Source organism: Methylophilus sp. 13 (assembly GCF_015354335.1).
In the GTDB taxonomy this organism is placed as follows: Bacteria; Pseudomonadota; Gammaproteobacteria; order Burkholderiales; family Methylophilaceae; genus Methylophilus; species Methylophilus glucosoxydans.
This window is the reverse complement of the sequence record NZ_JADKYR010000001.1, coordinates 840778-855036: the sequence shown is the minus strand read 5'-3', so window position 1 is coordinate 855036 and position 14259 is coordinate 840778. Positions and strand designations below refer to the sequence as shown.

At 53.6% G+C, this 14259-nt stretch carries 17 protein-coding genes; 13 read left to right on the top strand and 4 right to left on the bottom strand.

All coding sequences use genetic code 11. The features are described 5' to 3' along the window. Positions 1-55: 55 nt before the first annotated feature. The 11 genes from INP77_RS03960 to INP77_RS03910 all read left to right on the top strand — a co-directional run bounded on the left by INP77_RS03960 (position 56) and on the right by INP77_RS03910 (position 9527). Positions 56-1075 carry a MoxR family ATPase gene (locus tag INP77_RS03960; protein ID WP_194747391.1) on the top strand — a complete coding sequence of 340 codons (1020 nt, stop codon included), beginning with the start codon at positions 56-58 and terminating at the stop codon, positions 1073-1075. A 62-nt stretch (positions 1076-1137) separates the two neighbouring features. Beyond that, entirely contained in the window at positions 1138-2106 is a 969-nt protein-coding gene (locus INP77_RS03955) for a DUF58 domain-containing protein (RefSeq protein ID WP_228518678.1), read from the top strand. Beyond that, complete coding sequence (locus INP77_RS03950) at positions 2103-3074, top strand: hypothetical protein (RefSeq protein WP_194747389.1); 972 nt, start codon at positions 2103-2105, stop codon at positions 3072-3074. The genes INP77_RS03955 and INP77_RS03950 overlap by 4 nt, the downstream gene beginning before the upstream one ends. Before the next feature lie 2 nt (positions 3075-3076). Then, the gene (locus INP77_RS03945) at positions 3077-4108 is read left to right on the top strand and encodes a VWA domain-containing protein (RefSeq protein ID WP_194747387.1); all 1032 of its coding nucleotides are present in this window, start codon (positions 3077-3079) and stop codon (positions 4106-4108) included. Beyond that, entirely contained in the window at positions 4105-4722 is a 618-nt protein-coding gene (locus tag INP77_RS03940) for a hypothetical protein (protein ID WP_194747385.1), read from the top strand. The genes INP77_RS03945 and INP77_RS03940 overlap by 4 nt, the downstream gene beginning before the upstream one ends. Then, the gene (locus INP77_RS03935) at positions 4722-5786 is read left to right on the top strand and encodes a vWA domain-containing protein (RefSeq protein WP_194747383.1); all 1065 of its coding nucleotides are present in this window, start codon (positions 4722-4724) and stop codon (positions 5784-5786) included. The genes INP77_RS03940 and INP77_RS03935 overlap by 1 nt, the downstream gene beginning before the upstream one ends. Before the next feature lie 6 nt (positions 5787-5792). Beyond that, complete coding sequence (locus tag INP77_RS03930; RefSeq protein WP_194747381.1) at positions 5793-6389, top strand: SRPBCC family protein; 597 nt, start codon at positions 5793-5795, stop codon at positions 6387-6389. A 45-nt stretch (positions 6390-6434) separates the two neighbouring features. After that, a complete protein-coding gene (locus INP77_RS03925; RefSeq protein WP_194747379.1) occupies positions 6435-6887 on the top strand; it encodes a hypothetical protein in 453 nt (150 codons plus the stop codon). Between the two features lie 9 nt (positions 6888-6896). Then, a complete protein-coding gene (locus tag INP77_RS03920; protein WP_194747377.1) occupies positions 6897-7331 on the top strand; it encodes a thioredoxin family protein in 435 nt (144 codons plus the stop codon). A gap of 85 nt (positions 7332-7416) precedes the next feature. Beyond that, on the top strand, positions 7417-8391 hold the full coding sequence (locus INP77_RS03915; protein ID WP_338656836.1) for a YncE family protein: 975 nt from the start codon (positions 7417-7419) through the stop codon (positions 8389-8391). Positions 8392-8570: 179 nt separating this feature from the next. Further along, positions 8571-9527 carry a beta-propeller fold lactonase family protein gene (locus tag INP77_RS03910; protein ID WP_194747373.1) on the top strand — a complete coding sequence of 319 codons (957 nt, stop codon included), beginning with the start codon at positions 8571-8573 and terminating at the stop codon, positions 9525-9527. Positions 9528-9667: 140 nt separating this feature from the next. On the opposite strand, the gene INP77_RS03905 is transcribed toward INP77_RS03910, so the two are convergent. The 4 genes from INP77_RS03905 to INP77_RS03895 all read right to left on the bottom strand — a co-directional run bounded on the left by INP77_RS03905 (position 9668) and on the right by INP77_RS03895 (position 11795). Next, positions 9668-10264 (bottom strand): hypothetical protein, encoded by a 597-nt coding sequence (locus INP77_RS03905; RefSeq protein ID WP_194747371.1) that lies wholly within the window; start codon positions 10262-10264, stop codon positions 9668-9670. 89 nt (positions 10265-10353) lie between these two features. Beyond that, positions 10354-10482 carry a hypothetical protein gene (locus INP77_RS14960; protein ID WP_255521176.1) on the bottom strand — a complete coding sequence of 43 codons (129 nt, stop codon included), beginning with the start codon at positions 10480-10482 and terminating at the stop codon, positions 10354-10356. A gap of 196 nt (positions 10483-10678) precedes the next feature. Beyond that, positions 10679-11374 (bottom strand): hypothetical protein, encoded by a 696-nt coding sequence (locus INP77_RS03900; protein WP_194747369.1) that lies wholly within the window; start codon positions 11372-11374, stop codon positions 10679-10681. Positions 11375-11447: 73 nt separating this feature from the next. Further along, positions 11448-11795 (bottom strand): YqcC family protein, encoded by a 348-nt coding sequence (locus INP77_RS03895; RefSeq protein WP_194747367.1) that lies wholly within the window; start codon positions 11793-11795, stop codon positions 11448-11450. 413 nt (positions 11796-12208) lie between these two features. On the opposite strand from INP77_RS03895, the gene INP77_RS03890 reads away from it, so the two are divergent. Continuing rightward, a complete protein-coding gene (locus INP77_RS03890) occupies positions 12209-13588 on the top strand; it encodes an ATP-binding protein (RefSeq protein ID WP_194747366.1) in 1380 nt (459 codons plus the stop codon). Continuing rightward, a complete protein-coding gene (locus tag INP77_RS03885; RefSeq protein WP_194747364.1) occupies positions 13585-14223 on the top strand; it encodes a response regulator transcription factor in 639 nt (212 codons plus the stop codon). Before INP77_RS03890 ends, INP77_RS03885 begins: the two co-directional genes overlap by 4 nt. Positions 14224-14259: the final 36 nt, after the last annotated feature.

The window sequence follows — 14259 nt, the reverse complement described above, 5'->3', positions numbered from 1 at the left end:
TGTCGATTGTGCGCAGTCGATAGTGGCCTGTTTCATTCTGAATCATGGATGGTGTATGGAAAAACAAATGGATTTGGCCGCATGGCGTGAAGGTGCGCTGGCGTTCGAGCAAGCATTAAACAGTGTGGTTGTTGGCATGCCTGAGCAAGTCAGGGCGCTCACGATTGCGATTTTTTCACGTGGCCATGTGCTGCTGGAAGGCGACGTTGGCGTGGGTAAAACCACGCTGTTACGCGCGGCGGCGCAATTGCTGGGCGGCGGCTATCAGCGCATTGAGGGCGCGATTGATCTCATGCCGAGTGACTTTTTGTACCATGCCTATATCAACGAGCAGGGGCAGGCTGCGGTCAAGCCGGGGCCACTGTTGCAACATGAAGATGCGCTCTCGGTGTTCTTCTTTAACGAAATCAACCGTGCCAGACCACAGGCCCACGCCTTGTTTCTGCGCCTGATGGCTGAACGCTCGGTCAATGCCTTTAACCGCGAATATCATTTTCCGCACCTGACCGTGTTTGCTGACCGTAACCGGCTGGAGCGTGAAGAGACGTTTGAGATCCCGGCGGCGGCACGTGACCGTTTCCTGATGGAAATTTCGGTGAAGGCGCCGGATGCACGTGAGCTGCAACGGGCACTGATGTTTGATACCCGCTTTTATGATGTCGATGCTCTGGTCGGCCAGTTACCGTCAGGCCTCACACCCTACGATCAACTGAATGCGCTGGCTGCGCAGGTGCAAAGCACCGTGCGTGCAGAGATGGCCTTGCAGGAGTATGCGGTCAAACTATGGCGCGTGCTCAAGGATCCGCTGGCCGCAGGCATCAGCCTGCCCGAGGTGGATATGAGCCGCTTGCTGGCCGGTGGTGCCAGCCCACGGGGCATGGCCATGTTGATGCGCAGTGCGCGTACGCGTGCCTGGCTCGAAGGCCGCGATTATCTGACCCCGGATGATATCCGCGCCGTATGGCCGTATGTGGTGACGCACCGCGTGTTTTTGAGCGGCGCCTATGCCTTGCAGCATGAGCGGATTGCCCCGCAATTGCTGCAAGCCGTGCTGGATAAAGTCTCTGCGCCCTAAGCGGTGCTGCAGGTTCAAGTCATGATGCAGACACGATGTGTGTGTATGGATGTGAGTGAAGCATGGTAGCTGCAAGCAACGCAATGGTGCAACAGACCGGGCAGGGGCCTATGCAGCCGCTCTCGGCGGTGTCCGTACAAGCCGCCTTCGAGCCGCACCAGTTCTTTTATCCGGTGCCATGGCGGGCGCACAGCTATCACGCGGGCGCGACGCTCACCAAGCATCATGGCAACGGCACTGACTTCGCTGGCTATGCTTCTTTACTGGCTTGTCCGGATCCCAAACGGATTGATATTCGGGCCAGTGTACGCACGCAGCCACAGCAATGGCTGGTCAGGACCTATCTTGAACGTGCTGCCATTCATGTCTACGCCATTGTGGATGTTTCCAGCTCCTTATTTTTTCAGGGCCCTTCTGCCCAAGACTTGCAGCAGCGCCTGACCCGTTTTGTCGCGTCGCTCGCGTGGTCGGTGACGCGCCAGGGCGATGGCTTCGGCATGCACGCTGCCAGCGACCATTTACCCGGCAGTTTGCAACGCCTGCCCAGTTTTCAGCCTGGCACAGCGCAGCAAGTACATGGGCTGCTCAATGACTATTGGCAGCAGGCGCGTAGTTTGGGTGCTGATCACGGCCACACGGCCAGCGCGCTCCCTGCTGCGATAGAGGTCATCGGTCCACGGCGTGCGCTGGTATTCCTCATCTCTGACTTTTTTTGGCCAGAGTCACTGTTGCAAGCCACCATGCGTGCGGCTCAGCCACATGATGTGGTGCCTGTGGTATTGCGCGATGCCTCGGCGTTTGAGGCATTGCCGGCGTTCGGCTGGGCGCGATTACGCGATATGGAAACCGGGCAGGAGCGCAGCTGGCTATTGCGGCGCAAGTTGCGCACACAGATCGCCGCGGATGCCGCGCAGCAAAAGCAGTCGCTCAATCTTGGCTTGGTCAAGGCGGGTGCCAGATCCCCTTTGTGGCTAGCCCCGGATTGGCGTGCGGAAGACGTGAGCCGACACTTGATGGAGACGATGGCATGAGTATCACAAGCAACCGGTTTGCGGGCACGATGCAGTTTACGCGCTGGCTGGCGACATTTTTTGCAGGGTATCTGCTGGCGGCCACTACGCTGGCATATGCCGCCAGCACCACAGCAAGCACCCAAGCCACAACGCACGCCAGCATAAGCGTAGAAAGCGCCACGCGTGAGGCAGATTACACGCTGGGCAGCATTGCAACACAGCATCTCAAGATTCATGTCCCGCCTGGTTTTGTGCTGGATCCGGCCAGTTTGCCTGCCCCGGCACAAAATGAGGCCATTGAGCTGCGCGATGCTCATTGGCAACATGAGGACCTGGCGAATGAGCGCGTGATTAACCTGCAGATAGACTGGCAAATTTTTGTTGCCGGCGACACGGTTAAAATCCTGCCCTTAAAAAAACTGCATCTTGAATTCACCTGCGATCAGTCCAGCTGCGCTCAACAACGGTTGACCGTTGATGTGCCACCAGACAAGGTCATTGTGTCGAGTTTGCTGCCTGCGCGGATTGATGCCGAGCACGTCAAGCTTTACCCGGATGCGCCCATGCCTAGCTGGCCGCTCGCGCCACAACTGTGGTCACTGGCAGGTTGGGGCAGTGCGCTTGCACTGGCATTACTTTACCTGGCCTGGGTGGCCGGCTGGATCACCTTGCCACCAGAAAAACACATGCCTTTCCGTCAGGCCTGGCGCCAGATCCGCAAACTCAGGGGCGAGGCGGCCTCGGATAGTTTGCAGGCCATGCGCTTGCTGGTGCGGGCCATGGATCAATTTGCCGGGCATGCGGTCACCGCTGAAAATCTGCCACAGTTAATGCAACAGCAACCCAGGCTACAGGCCTATGCGCCTGCGCTTGAGGCCTTTTATGCGGATGTGCAGCAGGCGTTTTTTGCTGGCCGATCTGTGACGTCTTCGATCGCTTTGCTGACACAATTAGCCAAAGACTTGAGTCAACTGGAGGTCGCTTAAGCATGTGGCAGGCCTGGGGGCAATCCGTCATCACCTGGAGTGGCTTGGGGGAGTCATGGGGGCTGACACAGGTGTGGCCCTTGCTGTTATTGCCATTGGCCGTATTGCCCTGGTGCATGCGAGGTCAACGGCATTTCAAGCATCCGGCCTTGCAAGGGTTGCCCGAAGACCCGCTCTCCGTCTGGCTGGAGCGTGCTTGGAAAATCAGTTTAAGTACTTTGCTGCTGGCACTGGCCATTGCGCTGAGTGGCCCGTTTCTTAAATCGCAATCCATCGAAAAAATTGGGCGTGGGGCCCATGTGATGATTGTGCTGGACCGCAGCGCCAGCATGAACGAGCCGTTTGTGAACAAGGGCGATGCTCAGGCGCGGCAACCGAAAATGCAGGCCGCGCGTGAAGTGTTGAAGTCATTGGTCAAGCAAGGCCATGAAGACCTGATGGGCATGGTGACCTTTAGTACCTCCCCAATTCTGGCAGCACCGTTGGGGAATGACCGGGCGTTTGTGCAAGCTGCACTGGAAGCAACCGAAGCCGGTGGCATGGGTTTCACGGCGGTCGCGCGCGGACTTGGCATGGCGCTCGATTACTTTGCCGATCAGCCGGTGACCGGGGCGCGTGCCATTGTGCTGGTCTCTGATGGCGGTGCACACCTGGATGGCAAAACCCAGGACATGTTGCGTGCCATGTTTATGCGGCAACAGGCCTCTTTGTACTGGATTTATCTGCGCTCTGAAAACGGCGTCACCATCAAGCAAAGCCTAGCCGAAGGCGAGAATATTGACGCCTATCCCGAGGTGGCCTTGCATGACTATTTCCAGACGCTCAATGTGCCTTATCACGTGTATGAGGCAGAAAATCCGCAGGCGGTGATGGCGGCCGTGCGCGATATCGCCAAGCTTAAAAACAAACCAACCCGTTACCTGGAACCGATTGCACGACAAGACTTGAGTCAATACGCCTATGGTCTGGCCTGGCTGGCAGCCTTGCTATTAATCGCGATGGTACAACTGGAGTTAACACGGTGGCAAACATGAGTCATCCCAACATAAGAAGGCAATGGATCAATCATTTACGCCGCGGCGGGCTGTGGGCTGCGCTGCTGGTGGTGCTATCACTGGTGATGCTGGCGCGTCAGGGCATGGAGCTCTATCAGTCTGCAGTGTACAGACACAGCCTGGCGCCGCATGTGCTGATCCGTTCTACCCTGCTGGGGGCTGACCAGACACCGCAGGCCTTGTTTGCCAATGCAGTGTTTTATGACGATCAACTCAAATCTGATCAGGCGCTGGCGCAGTATGCCGCCGTGATTGCCCGCACCACCGATAGCCAACCCTTGCGCAAGCAGGCCTATTTCAACTCGGGCAATGTCTATTTGCGCACGGCAATCCGCTTGCTCGAACAACGTGGCCTGCCTGCCTGGGATGAGGCGGGGCCATTGGTCGCCCTGGCCAAAGAGAGTTACCAGAAAGCCTTGCGTATCGAGCCTGACTGGTCAGAGGTGAAGTACAACTACCATCTCGCCCTGAGGCTGGCGCCGACCACGCATGGCATGAATGGGCCGCAACAGTACGAAGATGAGCAGATTAAAGCGGAAGAGCAACCCAGTGGCTGGCCTGCGATGCCTGGCAATCCGAGAGGCATGCCCTGATGATGGCTTGGTTTAAACAACTCAGGGCTTTGCTCGTTGGCAGCCCTGAAAACGCGCAGGTGACGCCCGGGCTTGTCTGGCGCAAGCGATGCTTGTGGCTGATTGCGCTGTTGCTCACGCTCACGCTCTTTCACCCGCAACTGAGTTTACCCAACCGTGTGTATGACTGGTACTTTGTGGTGGATATCACACAAAGCATGAATGTGCCCGACTATCAGCTGAATGGGAAAAGCATCAGCCGCCTGGAGATGGCCAAGCAAAGCATACGCAAAACCCTGTCTGTGTTGCCCTGTGGCTCACGCGTGGCGCTGGGCATGTTTACCGAGCGCAATACGGTTAATGTGGTGAAGCCGGTGGAGGTTTGCAGCCATTTTGCCGCGCTGGATCATACCGTCGCCAGCATGGATTGGCGCATGGCCTGGGCCGCAGATTCGTTTATCGCCCATGGCCTCTATCACGCGCTGGAACAAGCGCCGTTGTTGGGCAAACAGATGCGCCTGCTGTTTTTTACCGATGGCCAGCAAGCGCCGCCGGCCAATCCGCAATACATGCCCAAATTTGCAGGCAAACCTGGTGAGGTGCAAGGCTACCTGGTGGGCATGGGCAAGCCCACACCGAGCAAGATCCCCAAACTGGACGAGAAAAATGCCGTAGCCGGCTATTGGGAGCAGGAAGAGGTTCAACGGTTTGGCAACTTTGGCATGGCCGAAACGCTGTCAGTGCTGGCCATGGAGCAGGGGCAGCATGACCGCAATTCCGGACATGGGCCAGGGAACGAACTCTTAAGTAATGCCCATTTATCTGCGCTGGATGAAAAAAACTTGCAGCGTCTGTCGGTAGAGACCGGTTTGCATTACGCCAGGCTGGAGCATGTGGCACAAAGTGGTGACTGGGCGACCGGCTTGGGCATGACGGCCTGGCGCTGGGCCAGAACCGATTTGCGGCCCTGGCTGGCGGTGCCTGCCTGCCTATTGTGGCTCATGTTTATGGGGCTGACGTTTGCCGATAGCCCCTGGCTGCTTGGCATGCGACAAATGTTTAAACGATTTTTTAAGAAGGAGTAGTGTTTTATGAAGTGGTCTTTATGCGGAATGATGATGTTGTTAAGTGTGCAAGCTTGGGCACACGGGCCTACGCCGCAAAAAACGGATGAATCCATTCAGGTCAACGCATCGGCTGACGCGGTATGGAAACGTGTCAGCAGCCCATGCAGTCTGGCGCAATGGCATCCGCAAGTCACGGCTTGCGAGCCAGTGAACGACACCCAGCAAAAACTGACCCTGAAAAATGGCAAGCAGTTGTTGCAGGAAATCGATGAAGTGTCTGCGGCAGACATGACCGTGTCTTATCGCTTATCTGGTGACATTGACCTGGAAGCGCTGCCTGTGAGCTCTTTGAACGGCAAAATCAAAGTCGCTGCCGATGGCAGCAATGCCAAGGTGAGCTGGACAGCGCGTTACTATCGCGCCTTTACCGGCAATGAACCCCCTGCAGGCCAGGATGATGAATCCGCCAAAAATGCGGTAGACGCCTTTGTCAAAGCCGGTTTGCAAGGGCTGAAAGAAGGCCGCCAGAATGCTGCGGCAAACACCCAGGGTTGGCGCCAAAAACTCTGCGCCAGCTTGCGCCCTTTGTTTAAACGCATGGGTTCCAGCCTGTGTGCATAAATTGAGCTCCGCCGTGTTGATTGTGTGGATTCAGCGAGGCATGTCATGGTGAGTAAACACTTAGGGTTATCCCGGCAGTCTGTATGGCTGTGTATCTCTTCAGTGGTCAGTCTCCTGGCCCAGTGGGCAACGATGATGTTGCCAGCCGTAGCTTGTGTTTTGGTCACAGCCAGTCTGCCCGCCAGGGCGGAAGAGGGCGTCGCCAGCAATGAGGCTACATGGGTGATACTCGAAGAGACGGATGACTCGTTATGCCTGGCGCATGGCGGCAAACTGATCACGCTGGCCCTGACTGACAGCGGCCAGCACGCTGCCCCGGCCGGACTGGAGGTGTGGGTGGACCGCTGGTTTATGCAGGTACAGACCGCAGACCATACCCGCCATCAACTCACTGCCGAACACCCCAGCCAGGAGTTGGGGTGCTCACAAAGCATCGCTGGCCCGCAACACTGGACACTCAGTACCATTAAACGCCTGCCCGAGCAGGCGCATCCCTAGGAGTCTCGTATGCAAACAACCAACCCTTCAGATCCGCAATCCAATCTGGCATCTACCCAAACCGCTGCCGTGGTGCAGACACTGGCAAGCCAGGCGCAATTCAATGCGTGGGTGCAGGCGCATCCGCTCGCCGTGGTATTGTTCACGGCCGAATGGTGTGAGCCTTGCCAGCACTTTGCCCCCGTCCTGGCAGCGGTTGCCGCCCAGCATCCACAAGTCGCGTTTGCGGTAGCCGATGTTGATGTCGCCACCGATCTGGTCGCCAATTTCCAGGTGACACAAGTGCCTGCACTCATGACGGTGCGTGATCGCGTCATCATTGATATGGTCAGGGGCGCCATGCAGGCGCATGAGCTGCAGCACCACCTGCAAATGTGGCAAGCGCTGGATATGCGCGCCATCAACGCACATTTCTCGCAACAGAGCGCCTCTGCTATTGCATGAAAAATTCCTGACCCTTTGCGGGAACAGGTCTCAATTCTTACGGCTCACATCGCGCTATCGTAACGCTTGTATGAGGACGATTGATGTGAGCGCGTGCTGGCGCCTGCGCTTGAAAGCGTTGTCGGTTACGCTCAGTCTTTGTTTTACGCTGGGCGCATCCGCGGCAGAGTTCGCCTATATCACCAATCAGGGAGAGCACACGGTTTCGGTCGTAGACCTGCGCCAACTGCAGGTGATCAAAACCATCGCGGTCGGTCAATCGCCGGTCGGCGTCGCTATTCATCCTCAACAGAAAAAAGTATACGTGAGCAATGTCGATGGCCGTTCAATCTCGGTGATAGACATCACGCGGCAGCAAGTGGTGCAGACCCTAGAGCTGCCGATTGCCCCGGTCGGACTGGCCGTGAATCAGGCCGGTAACCGTTTATATGTGGCTGACTGGTATCACCATAGTTTGCTGGTGGTTGAGCCCGTGCACGGGCAAGTGCTGGCGACTATAGAAGTGGGGCAGGCACCAGGCGGCTTGCAGTTAAGTCGCGATGGCCAGACGCTCTACGTGGCGAATCGCGACAGTAATGATGTGAGCGTGGTCGACACGCGCGCGAACAAAGAACTGCGCAGAATTAAAGTGGGCGAGCACCCGTTCGGTTTGGGGCTGAGCCCCGATGGCAAGCAGCTGTATGTGGTGAATGTCTACTCAAACTCAGTGAGTGTGATAGACACGCATGACCAGCGTGTGGTGGCCACGCTTAGCGTGGGGCGGCACCCTTACTGTGTGACCACAGACCCGCAAGGGCAGCGCTTGTTCGTCACCAACACCGGCGAAGATAGCGTCAGCGTGATTGACCTGGCCAGCCAGCGGCCGCTGGCTAAAATTCGCGTCCCCGGCACGCCCGAAGGCATTGCTTTTGACCGCCAGCAACAGCAGCTCGTGGTCACCAGCTGGATGGACAACGTCGTAGCCGTCATTGATGGACAGCGCCTGGACTCGCCGCGACAGGTCAAGGTTGGGGCACAGCCGCGCGCCTTCGGTGGATTTGTGTTTGAGGCTGGCGAATGAGTATAGCGTCGGGAGTTTATCCCGGTTAAATCGGGAAGCATGACGCTATTGCCAAGGATTTTAAGTGCTTAATATGCAATGGTCATTTAAATTTCAAATTTAATTGATTTGCATAAAGTATATCTCCATGTTCTGGCCAGTTGTTGCAGCAACTGGCCGACTTTTTTTAAGGATGCTCTATGCAATACGCTCGATTGTTGACCCTCACCGCAGGCCTGCTAGCCAGCCTCACTCTCAGCGCCCAGCCGCTCGCTTATGTCCCCAACGAAAAAGACGGCACGGTCTCGGTGATTGACACCAGCACCGACGAAGTCATCAACACCCTGCCGAACAAAGGCAAGCTCGGCAAAAAAGTGCAGGCTGCCGCCATCCACCCCAGCAACCAAAAACTCTACGTCGTTGTGCGCGATAAAAATGCCGTCTCGGTGGTAGACACCAAGCTGGGCAAACAAACTGCCCTGATCAAAGTCGGCGACGAACCAGAAGGCATTGATATTTCACCCGACGGAAAATTGCTGGCCGCCTGCCTGGAAGAAGAAAACGCGGTCTCGCTGGTAGACCTGCAAACCAACAAGCTCAAACACACCATCAAAACCCAGGGCAAAAACCCCGAGCATTGCGTGTTTTCACCCGACCAGCAATGGCTGCTTGCCAGCAATGAAGAAAGCAACAATGTCGATGTGATTAACCTCAACATGCTCAAGTCAGAACACCTGATCGCATCCACCAAACACCCGCGCGGCGTCGATTTTAGCCCCGATGGCAAATGGGCTTATGTGGCAAATGAAGCCGCCAGCCTGCTAGAGATCGTCTCCACCGCCGACTGGAAAGTGCAAGCCAATATCAAGGTCGGCCTGCGCTCCAACGGCGTTAAGGTCAATGCCGATGGCAGCCGTATTTATGTCAGCAATGGCGGCGACCACAACCTCAGCGTGATCGATACCGCCACCCGCGAAGTCATCGCCACCATCCCTGTCGGCCAACGCCCTTGGAATATGGCTCTCACGCCGGACGGCAAAAAACTCTATGTCGCCAACGGTCGCAGTAATAATGTCTCAGTGATTGATACCCAAACCAATGCCAAGCTTAAGGATATTGCAGTGGGGAGTTTACCTTGGGGGGTGGTGATTCATTAACCTTGGTAGGTGATTGTTGCTTTTTATTCTGCATCACCACAATATGCGGCGTACCGTGTATGGGTACGCCCTACGTGGGCTGCTCGACTGCCAGTCTGTAGGGTGGGCAACTCGTTGCCCACGCGTACGAGCCGAAATGCTCACGTTGGGTAGAGGAATTCACTTTTCTCTGGCGTGTCAAGATAGTTTCCCCATATGGCCCATTTTGACTGGTCTGGAGATACACACGCTAGTAGCCAAAGCGCGGAAATGTTCAGGCTGGGTGGTATTGCTAGTTCATGGGGATTGAACCGAACTTGCTGGTTTAAGTGGATGATAACCGTTAGGTCATTCGTTCCCGAGTACTTTCCAAGTGAGTTCAATACGTCTTGTAACTCGGCCTTGCTGTTTAGGTCCTTGGGCGCGACCTCCTTGATTTGAACTGGAGCAAAATGCATTTCTTCGCCGTTCGCCCAAAACGCCACGCAGTCCGCGTCCTCGAACTCTCCCTTTGAGAAAAAGATCTTCTGACCGATCCTCTCCCCATAGCCGTGACAGAAGAGTGCGGCTACACGAGTTTCGCGCCACTCCTTCAATCCCTGTGTGCGCAAACGTCGAACCTTTTCGTCTTCGACTTGCTTGAGAACCAGCTCCGCAGACCGCAGCCTCTTTAAGAAATCTTTCGGGTCGCGGTAGTCGCGCTTCCTCAGTTGACGAAACCGTATTGAGTCCATTTGTGGCCTAATAACGTTTGACATAAGGGGCTGGCGACAATGGTGGCTCAACCCTCGTTATTGAAAATTGGTTCATCGAAGATTGCTTTCGCCAGTCCCTCTTGATGGATGGGTTAGACATTGTTTAAAAGCACATAGGGTTGAGCATGGTGTACGCCACACACACCCAGTAGCAAGCACAGTACCCCAGCAGCCCCCTTTACTTCCAGATTGACTTTCACTTTAATGACAATATTTCTCATGGCTACGGCCCTCCTTTTGCTCAGTATTGGCTGGTTTAATGTTTGTAATTCTCTTGCTAGGGGTTTTCGAAGACCCCAAATCTCTTCCGGTCACAACGTTTACTACTTGCGTAATTTGGTTGCTGCGGGGCTGATTTTGCTCACTCCTATGTGCTCTCCTATTGATATGGCTAACGTTTGACATAAGGGGCGTGCTTTAGCGCGTCCCGCTTGATGGAGGGGTTAGAGCGGTATTACATTCGATAAATGTTCTAGTGGTTATACCAAGCCAACCCGTCACATTTTTTGCGCATGCCTCCATTCCGATAGCGTATTTTTCATAGTCGGATTTAGTAACCCCAACTCGATTTTTCATAGTGTTGGTTCCGATCACGAATGTATTACCAAGGCCTTTGATTTGTTTAAATTTTTCTGTTATCAAACCTTTTGAAACAACCTCAGTAGATATTGGACCTATTTCGTTAAGATAGCCAGTTAGAAAAAGAGAATAAAAAATCATGAGGCCTGCAATTGACGACAAGTTACCATGCCCTCGAAAGCACACCCATATAACCGCAGTAAGAATACAAAAAATAATCGTCGCCAAAATAAAAAAGTGTAAAAAATTTAGTATTTGAAAACCATATGGTACAGGGTAAGCAAAAATCAACGCCAAACCCAAAGTGCTTATAAAGAGAGGGTCGAACAGATTTATGCGGCTACTAAGCAAAGGCTTAAACTTAGGCTCTCTAATTTCAAATGTGTTTTTGAAAATTAGGTTTGCTATAACCATTGCTGGTAGAAATAAAACAGCACAAGTTGTTGCCCAATAAAAATGCCAATATGGAAAAAAAATGAGCCAAACCAATAAAACAAAAGATATTAGTATCAGCGTTGCTTTTATAAGTCTCAAATCTTTGTACCTAAGCTCTAACGTTTGAATTAAGGGGTGCCGTTAGGCGTCCCGCTTGAATGATGGGTTAGGGTTAATTTCTCGAACCATGATTTTTGCCTAATTTATCATAGTCTCTAAGTAGGCACATTAGTGGGTGGGCTTCTTCTATCCGCGAATGATAGTCATACTCTCGCATGGCCTGTAGTCCTAACTCGTAATTTTTCTGGGATTTACCTTTTTTTGCGTCCTCTCTTGCTTTAGGTAAAAAAACACATTGGAGCCATTGTTCGAAAGTCGGGAAGACTTGCCCGGACTCAATTGCTTCTAGCTGTGGTGGAGTATCTGTCCAAAAGCCAATGCGCCTCATTTCAGCCTCAATCCGCTCAAGTTGCTGGAGAGCCAAGAGGTTGGGCGACTTTTTCCTAAATAAACTGAACATAAACCCTAACGTACAGTAGGCATCCTAAATGACGCAAAACTTTCCGGCATTGATGCTTTTTTGATTGAAGGTTTAAGGTTTTTATTTAACATTTTCAAGCTGTTATTAATTTTTAGACCATCCTAAAATACAACCTTAACTGCGTCAACTTCTATCAGCTCTACACAACAAACCATACCTTTTAATGGCATTTTCATCAAAAGCCGAGTCTGCCGAGAACAGTTCCAGGCCTTCTAGTTTGGCTTGAGCAAGAAGCAATCCGTCCAATAGGTCTTTGTTGTGAGCTGGCAAGTTTTTTGTTAGGCGCTACAATCGACCATGTGACCCCACGCCTTGATAATTTCTTGCTGTACGAATGAATAGGGAAAAATTCCCGAATGTTTTTGGTGAATACTCTTTAAAATCCCCCTAGCATGATGAAATCTCTCAGCCTTCAATTCAAACTCAATCTGATTATTACCCTGTTATTGCTTGGGTTGTTGCTGACGTGGGCTGTGTCGGTGGTTAAAAACGCGCGCGAGGATGTGCTGGCGGAGGTGCAGTCGACCAGTAATCTGGTGATGCATTTGCTGGATGCGGAGATTGCCCATTACATGACGGACTTTGGCTGGTTGCAGCATAACCAGCAAGAGGGGATTCAGATCTTCCGGCTGGAGGAGTTGAAGAATATCCGCCATTTGAAGGTGGATTTTTACGATAACAATGGCCGGTTGCGCGAATCTAACCGAAGTACGCGCATGGCGCATAGCGGGGAAGACCCCCCCAAATGGTTTGTGAAGTTGCTGGATATTTCTAGTGTGCTGAATGAGCCCAAGCGCAAAAATATCATTTTGAACGGCCGCTTTATTGGCGAGTTGGTGATTACGCCGGACCCTAGTTTTGAGTTGCGCGAGATTTGGGATGATACGTCTGGCTTGCTCGCGATTGTGAGTTTGTTTGGCTTGAGTGTGCTGCTGTTTGTGTATTGGACGGTGCGGGCGACGTTTAAGCCGGTTAAGCAGATTATTCATGGCTTGAATCAGATTGAGCGCGGTGAATACCAGAGCCGCTTGCCGGGTTTTGAGCAGGTGGAGTTAAGTGAGATTAGCGACAAGTTCAACAGTATGGCGAGCACGCTTGAACAAAGCATTCGCAACAATCACCGCTTGACCCAGCAGATTATTCATTTGCAGGAAGAAGAGCGTAAAAAACTTGCGCGCGATTTGCATGATGAGATTGGTCAGTATTTGACTGCGGTGCATGTGGATGCGAGTGCGCTGGTGGCGGCGAAAAAGCTCAGCTCGGCGCGGGAGAGTGCGCAGGCGATTGCGCAGATTACGCGGCAAATGATGGTGACGATACAGGATATTTTGTCGCGCTTGCGTCCGCGTGTGCTGGATGAATTGGGGTTGAGCCTGGCGCTGGCGGAGTTGATTCATCACTGGCGCGACCGCAATCGCGGCATTATGGTGGTGAATCAGATATCTAACCATTTGTCGCAGCCGGATGAAGCGCTGTCGGTGACGGTGTACCGCATTTTGCAGGAGTGTTTGACCAATATCAGCAAGCACGCCGCCGCGACACGGGTGACGATTGAGGTGAAGGAGATGGACAACGGCCTTTACCTGATGGTGGAGGATGACGGACGGGGCTTTGATCCGCAGTTGCAAACGCGCGGGTACGGCTTGGCCGGGATGCAAGAGCGGGTAGAGGGCTTGATGGGGCGCATGCATATTCATACGGCGCCTGGTCAGGGGACGCGCATAGAAATCCATTTTCAGATGACAGAAGCATTTCAGGAAGCAGCGGTATGACAGTCAAGGTGGTGTTGGTAGATGATCACACAGTGGTGCGATCAGGGTTAAGGCGCCTGCTTGAAAGCCACAAGTCGATAGAAATTATCGCTGAGGCGGATACGGGCGAACAGGCTTATCAGGTGTATGGTGAGGTCATGCCTGATGTGATGCTCATGGATATCTCCATGCCAGGCATGGGCGGGCTAGAAGCCGCCAAGCGTATTTTGCAGCGCTACCCGCAAGCCAGGATCGTCATTTTCTCTATGCATGAGGCCGTTTCGTTTGCCGCGCAGGCGCTCAAAACCGGCGTCAAAGGCTATGTGACTAAAACTGGCGTGGCTGAAGACCTGGTACAAGCCGTGCTGGATGTGTCCAAAGGGCGCACGTTTTTAAGTCAGGATGTGGCGCAGAAAGTCGCGTTACAAACCCTGGTGGGCGACAGTAATCCGCTCCAACAGCTGACGTCACGAGAGTTTGAGGTGTTTCGGCTGCTGGCCGAGGGCAAACGGGCGGATGAGGTGGCAGACATGCTGAAAATCAGCCAAAAAACCGTGGCCAATTACTACACCCTGATCAAGCAGAAGCTCTCTGTGAACAGCCCGGTAGAAATGGTCAGGCTGGCCATGAAACATGGGCTGATTGATGCCAGTTAACAAGCTGATAAGCTCAGCTTTTATTTGTTAAGTCTC

What these genes read in the sequence shown, in the direction of transcription:
- INP77_RS03960 (WP_194747391.1), top strand. Translation starts at nt 56, where the DNA reads ATGGAAAAACAAATGGATTTGGCCGCATGGCGTGAAGGTGCGCTGGCG.
- INP77_RS03955 (WP_228518678.1), top strand. Translation starts at nt 1,138, where the DNA reads ATGGTAGCTGCAAGCAACGCAATGGTGCAACAGACCGGGCAGGGGCCT.
- INP77_RS03950 (WP_194747389.1), top strand. Translation starts at nt 2,103, where the DNA reads ATGAGTATCACAAGCAACCGGTTTGCGGGCACGATGCAGTTTACGCGC.
- INP77_RS03945 (WP_194747387.1), top strand. Translation starts at nt 3,077, where the DNA reads ATGTGGCAGGCCTGGGGGCAATCCGTCATCACCTGGAGTGGCTTGGGG.
- INP77_RS03940 (WP_194747385.1), top strand. Translation starts at nt 4,105, where the DNA reads ATGAGTCATCCCAACATAAGAAGGCAATGGATCAATCATTTACGCCGC.
- INP77_RS03935 (WP_194747383.1), top strand. Translation starts at nt 4,722, where the DNA reads ATGATGGCTTGGTTTAAACAACTCAGGGCTTTGCTCGTTGGCAGCCCT.
- INP77_RS03930 (WP_194747381.1), top strand. Translation starts at nt 5,793, where the DNA reads ATGAAGTGGTCTTTATGCGGAATGATGATGTTGTTAAGTGTGCAAGCT.
- INP77_RS03925 (WP_194747379.1), top strand. Translation starts at nt 6,435, where the DNA reads ATGGTGAGTAAACACTTAGGGTTATCCCGGCAGTCTGTATGGCTGTGT.
- INP77_RS03920 (WP_194747377.1), top strand. Translation starts at nt 6,897, where the DNA reads ATGCAAACAACCAACCCTTCAGATCCGCAATCCAATCTGGCATCTACC.
- INP77_RS03910 (WP_194747373.1), top strand. Translation starts at nt 8,571, where the DNA reads ATGCAATACGCTCGATTGTTGACCCTCACCGCAGGCCTGCTAGCCAGC.
- INP77_RS03905 (WP_194747371.1), bottom strand. Translation starts at nt 10,264, where the DNA reads ATGTCAAACGTTATTAGGCCACAAATGGACTCAATACGGTTTCGTCAA.
- INP77_RS14960 (WP_255521176.1), bottom strand. Translation starts at nt 10,482, where the DNA reads ATGAGAAATATTGTCATTAAAGTGAAAGTCAATCTGGAAGTAAAGGGG.
- INP77_RS03895 (WP_194747367.1), bottom strand. Translation starts at nt 11,795, where the DNA reads ATGTTCAGTTTATTTAGGAAAAAGTCGCCCAACCTCTTGGCTCTCCAG.
- INP77_RS03890 (WP_194747366.1), top strand. Translation starts at nt 12,209, where the DNA reads ATGATGAAATCTCTCAGCCTTCAATTCAAACTCAATCTGATTATTACC.
- INP77_RS03885 (WP_194747364.1), top strand. Translation starts at nt 13,585, where the DNA reads ATGACAGTCAAGGTGGTGTTGGTAGATGATCACACAGTGGTGCGATCA.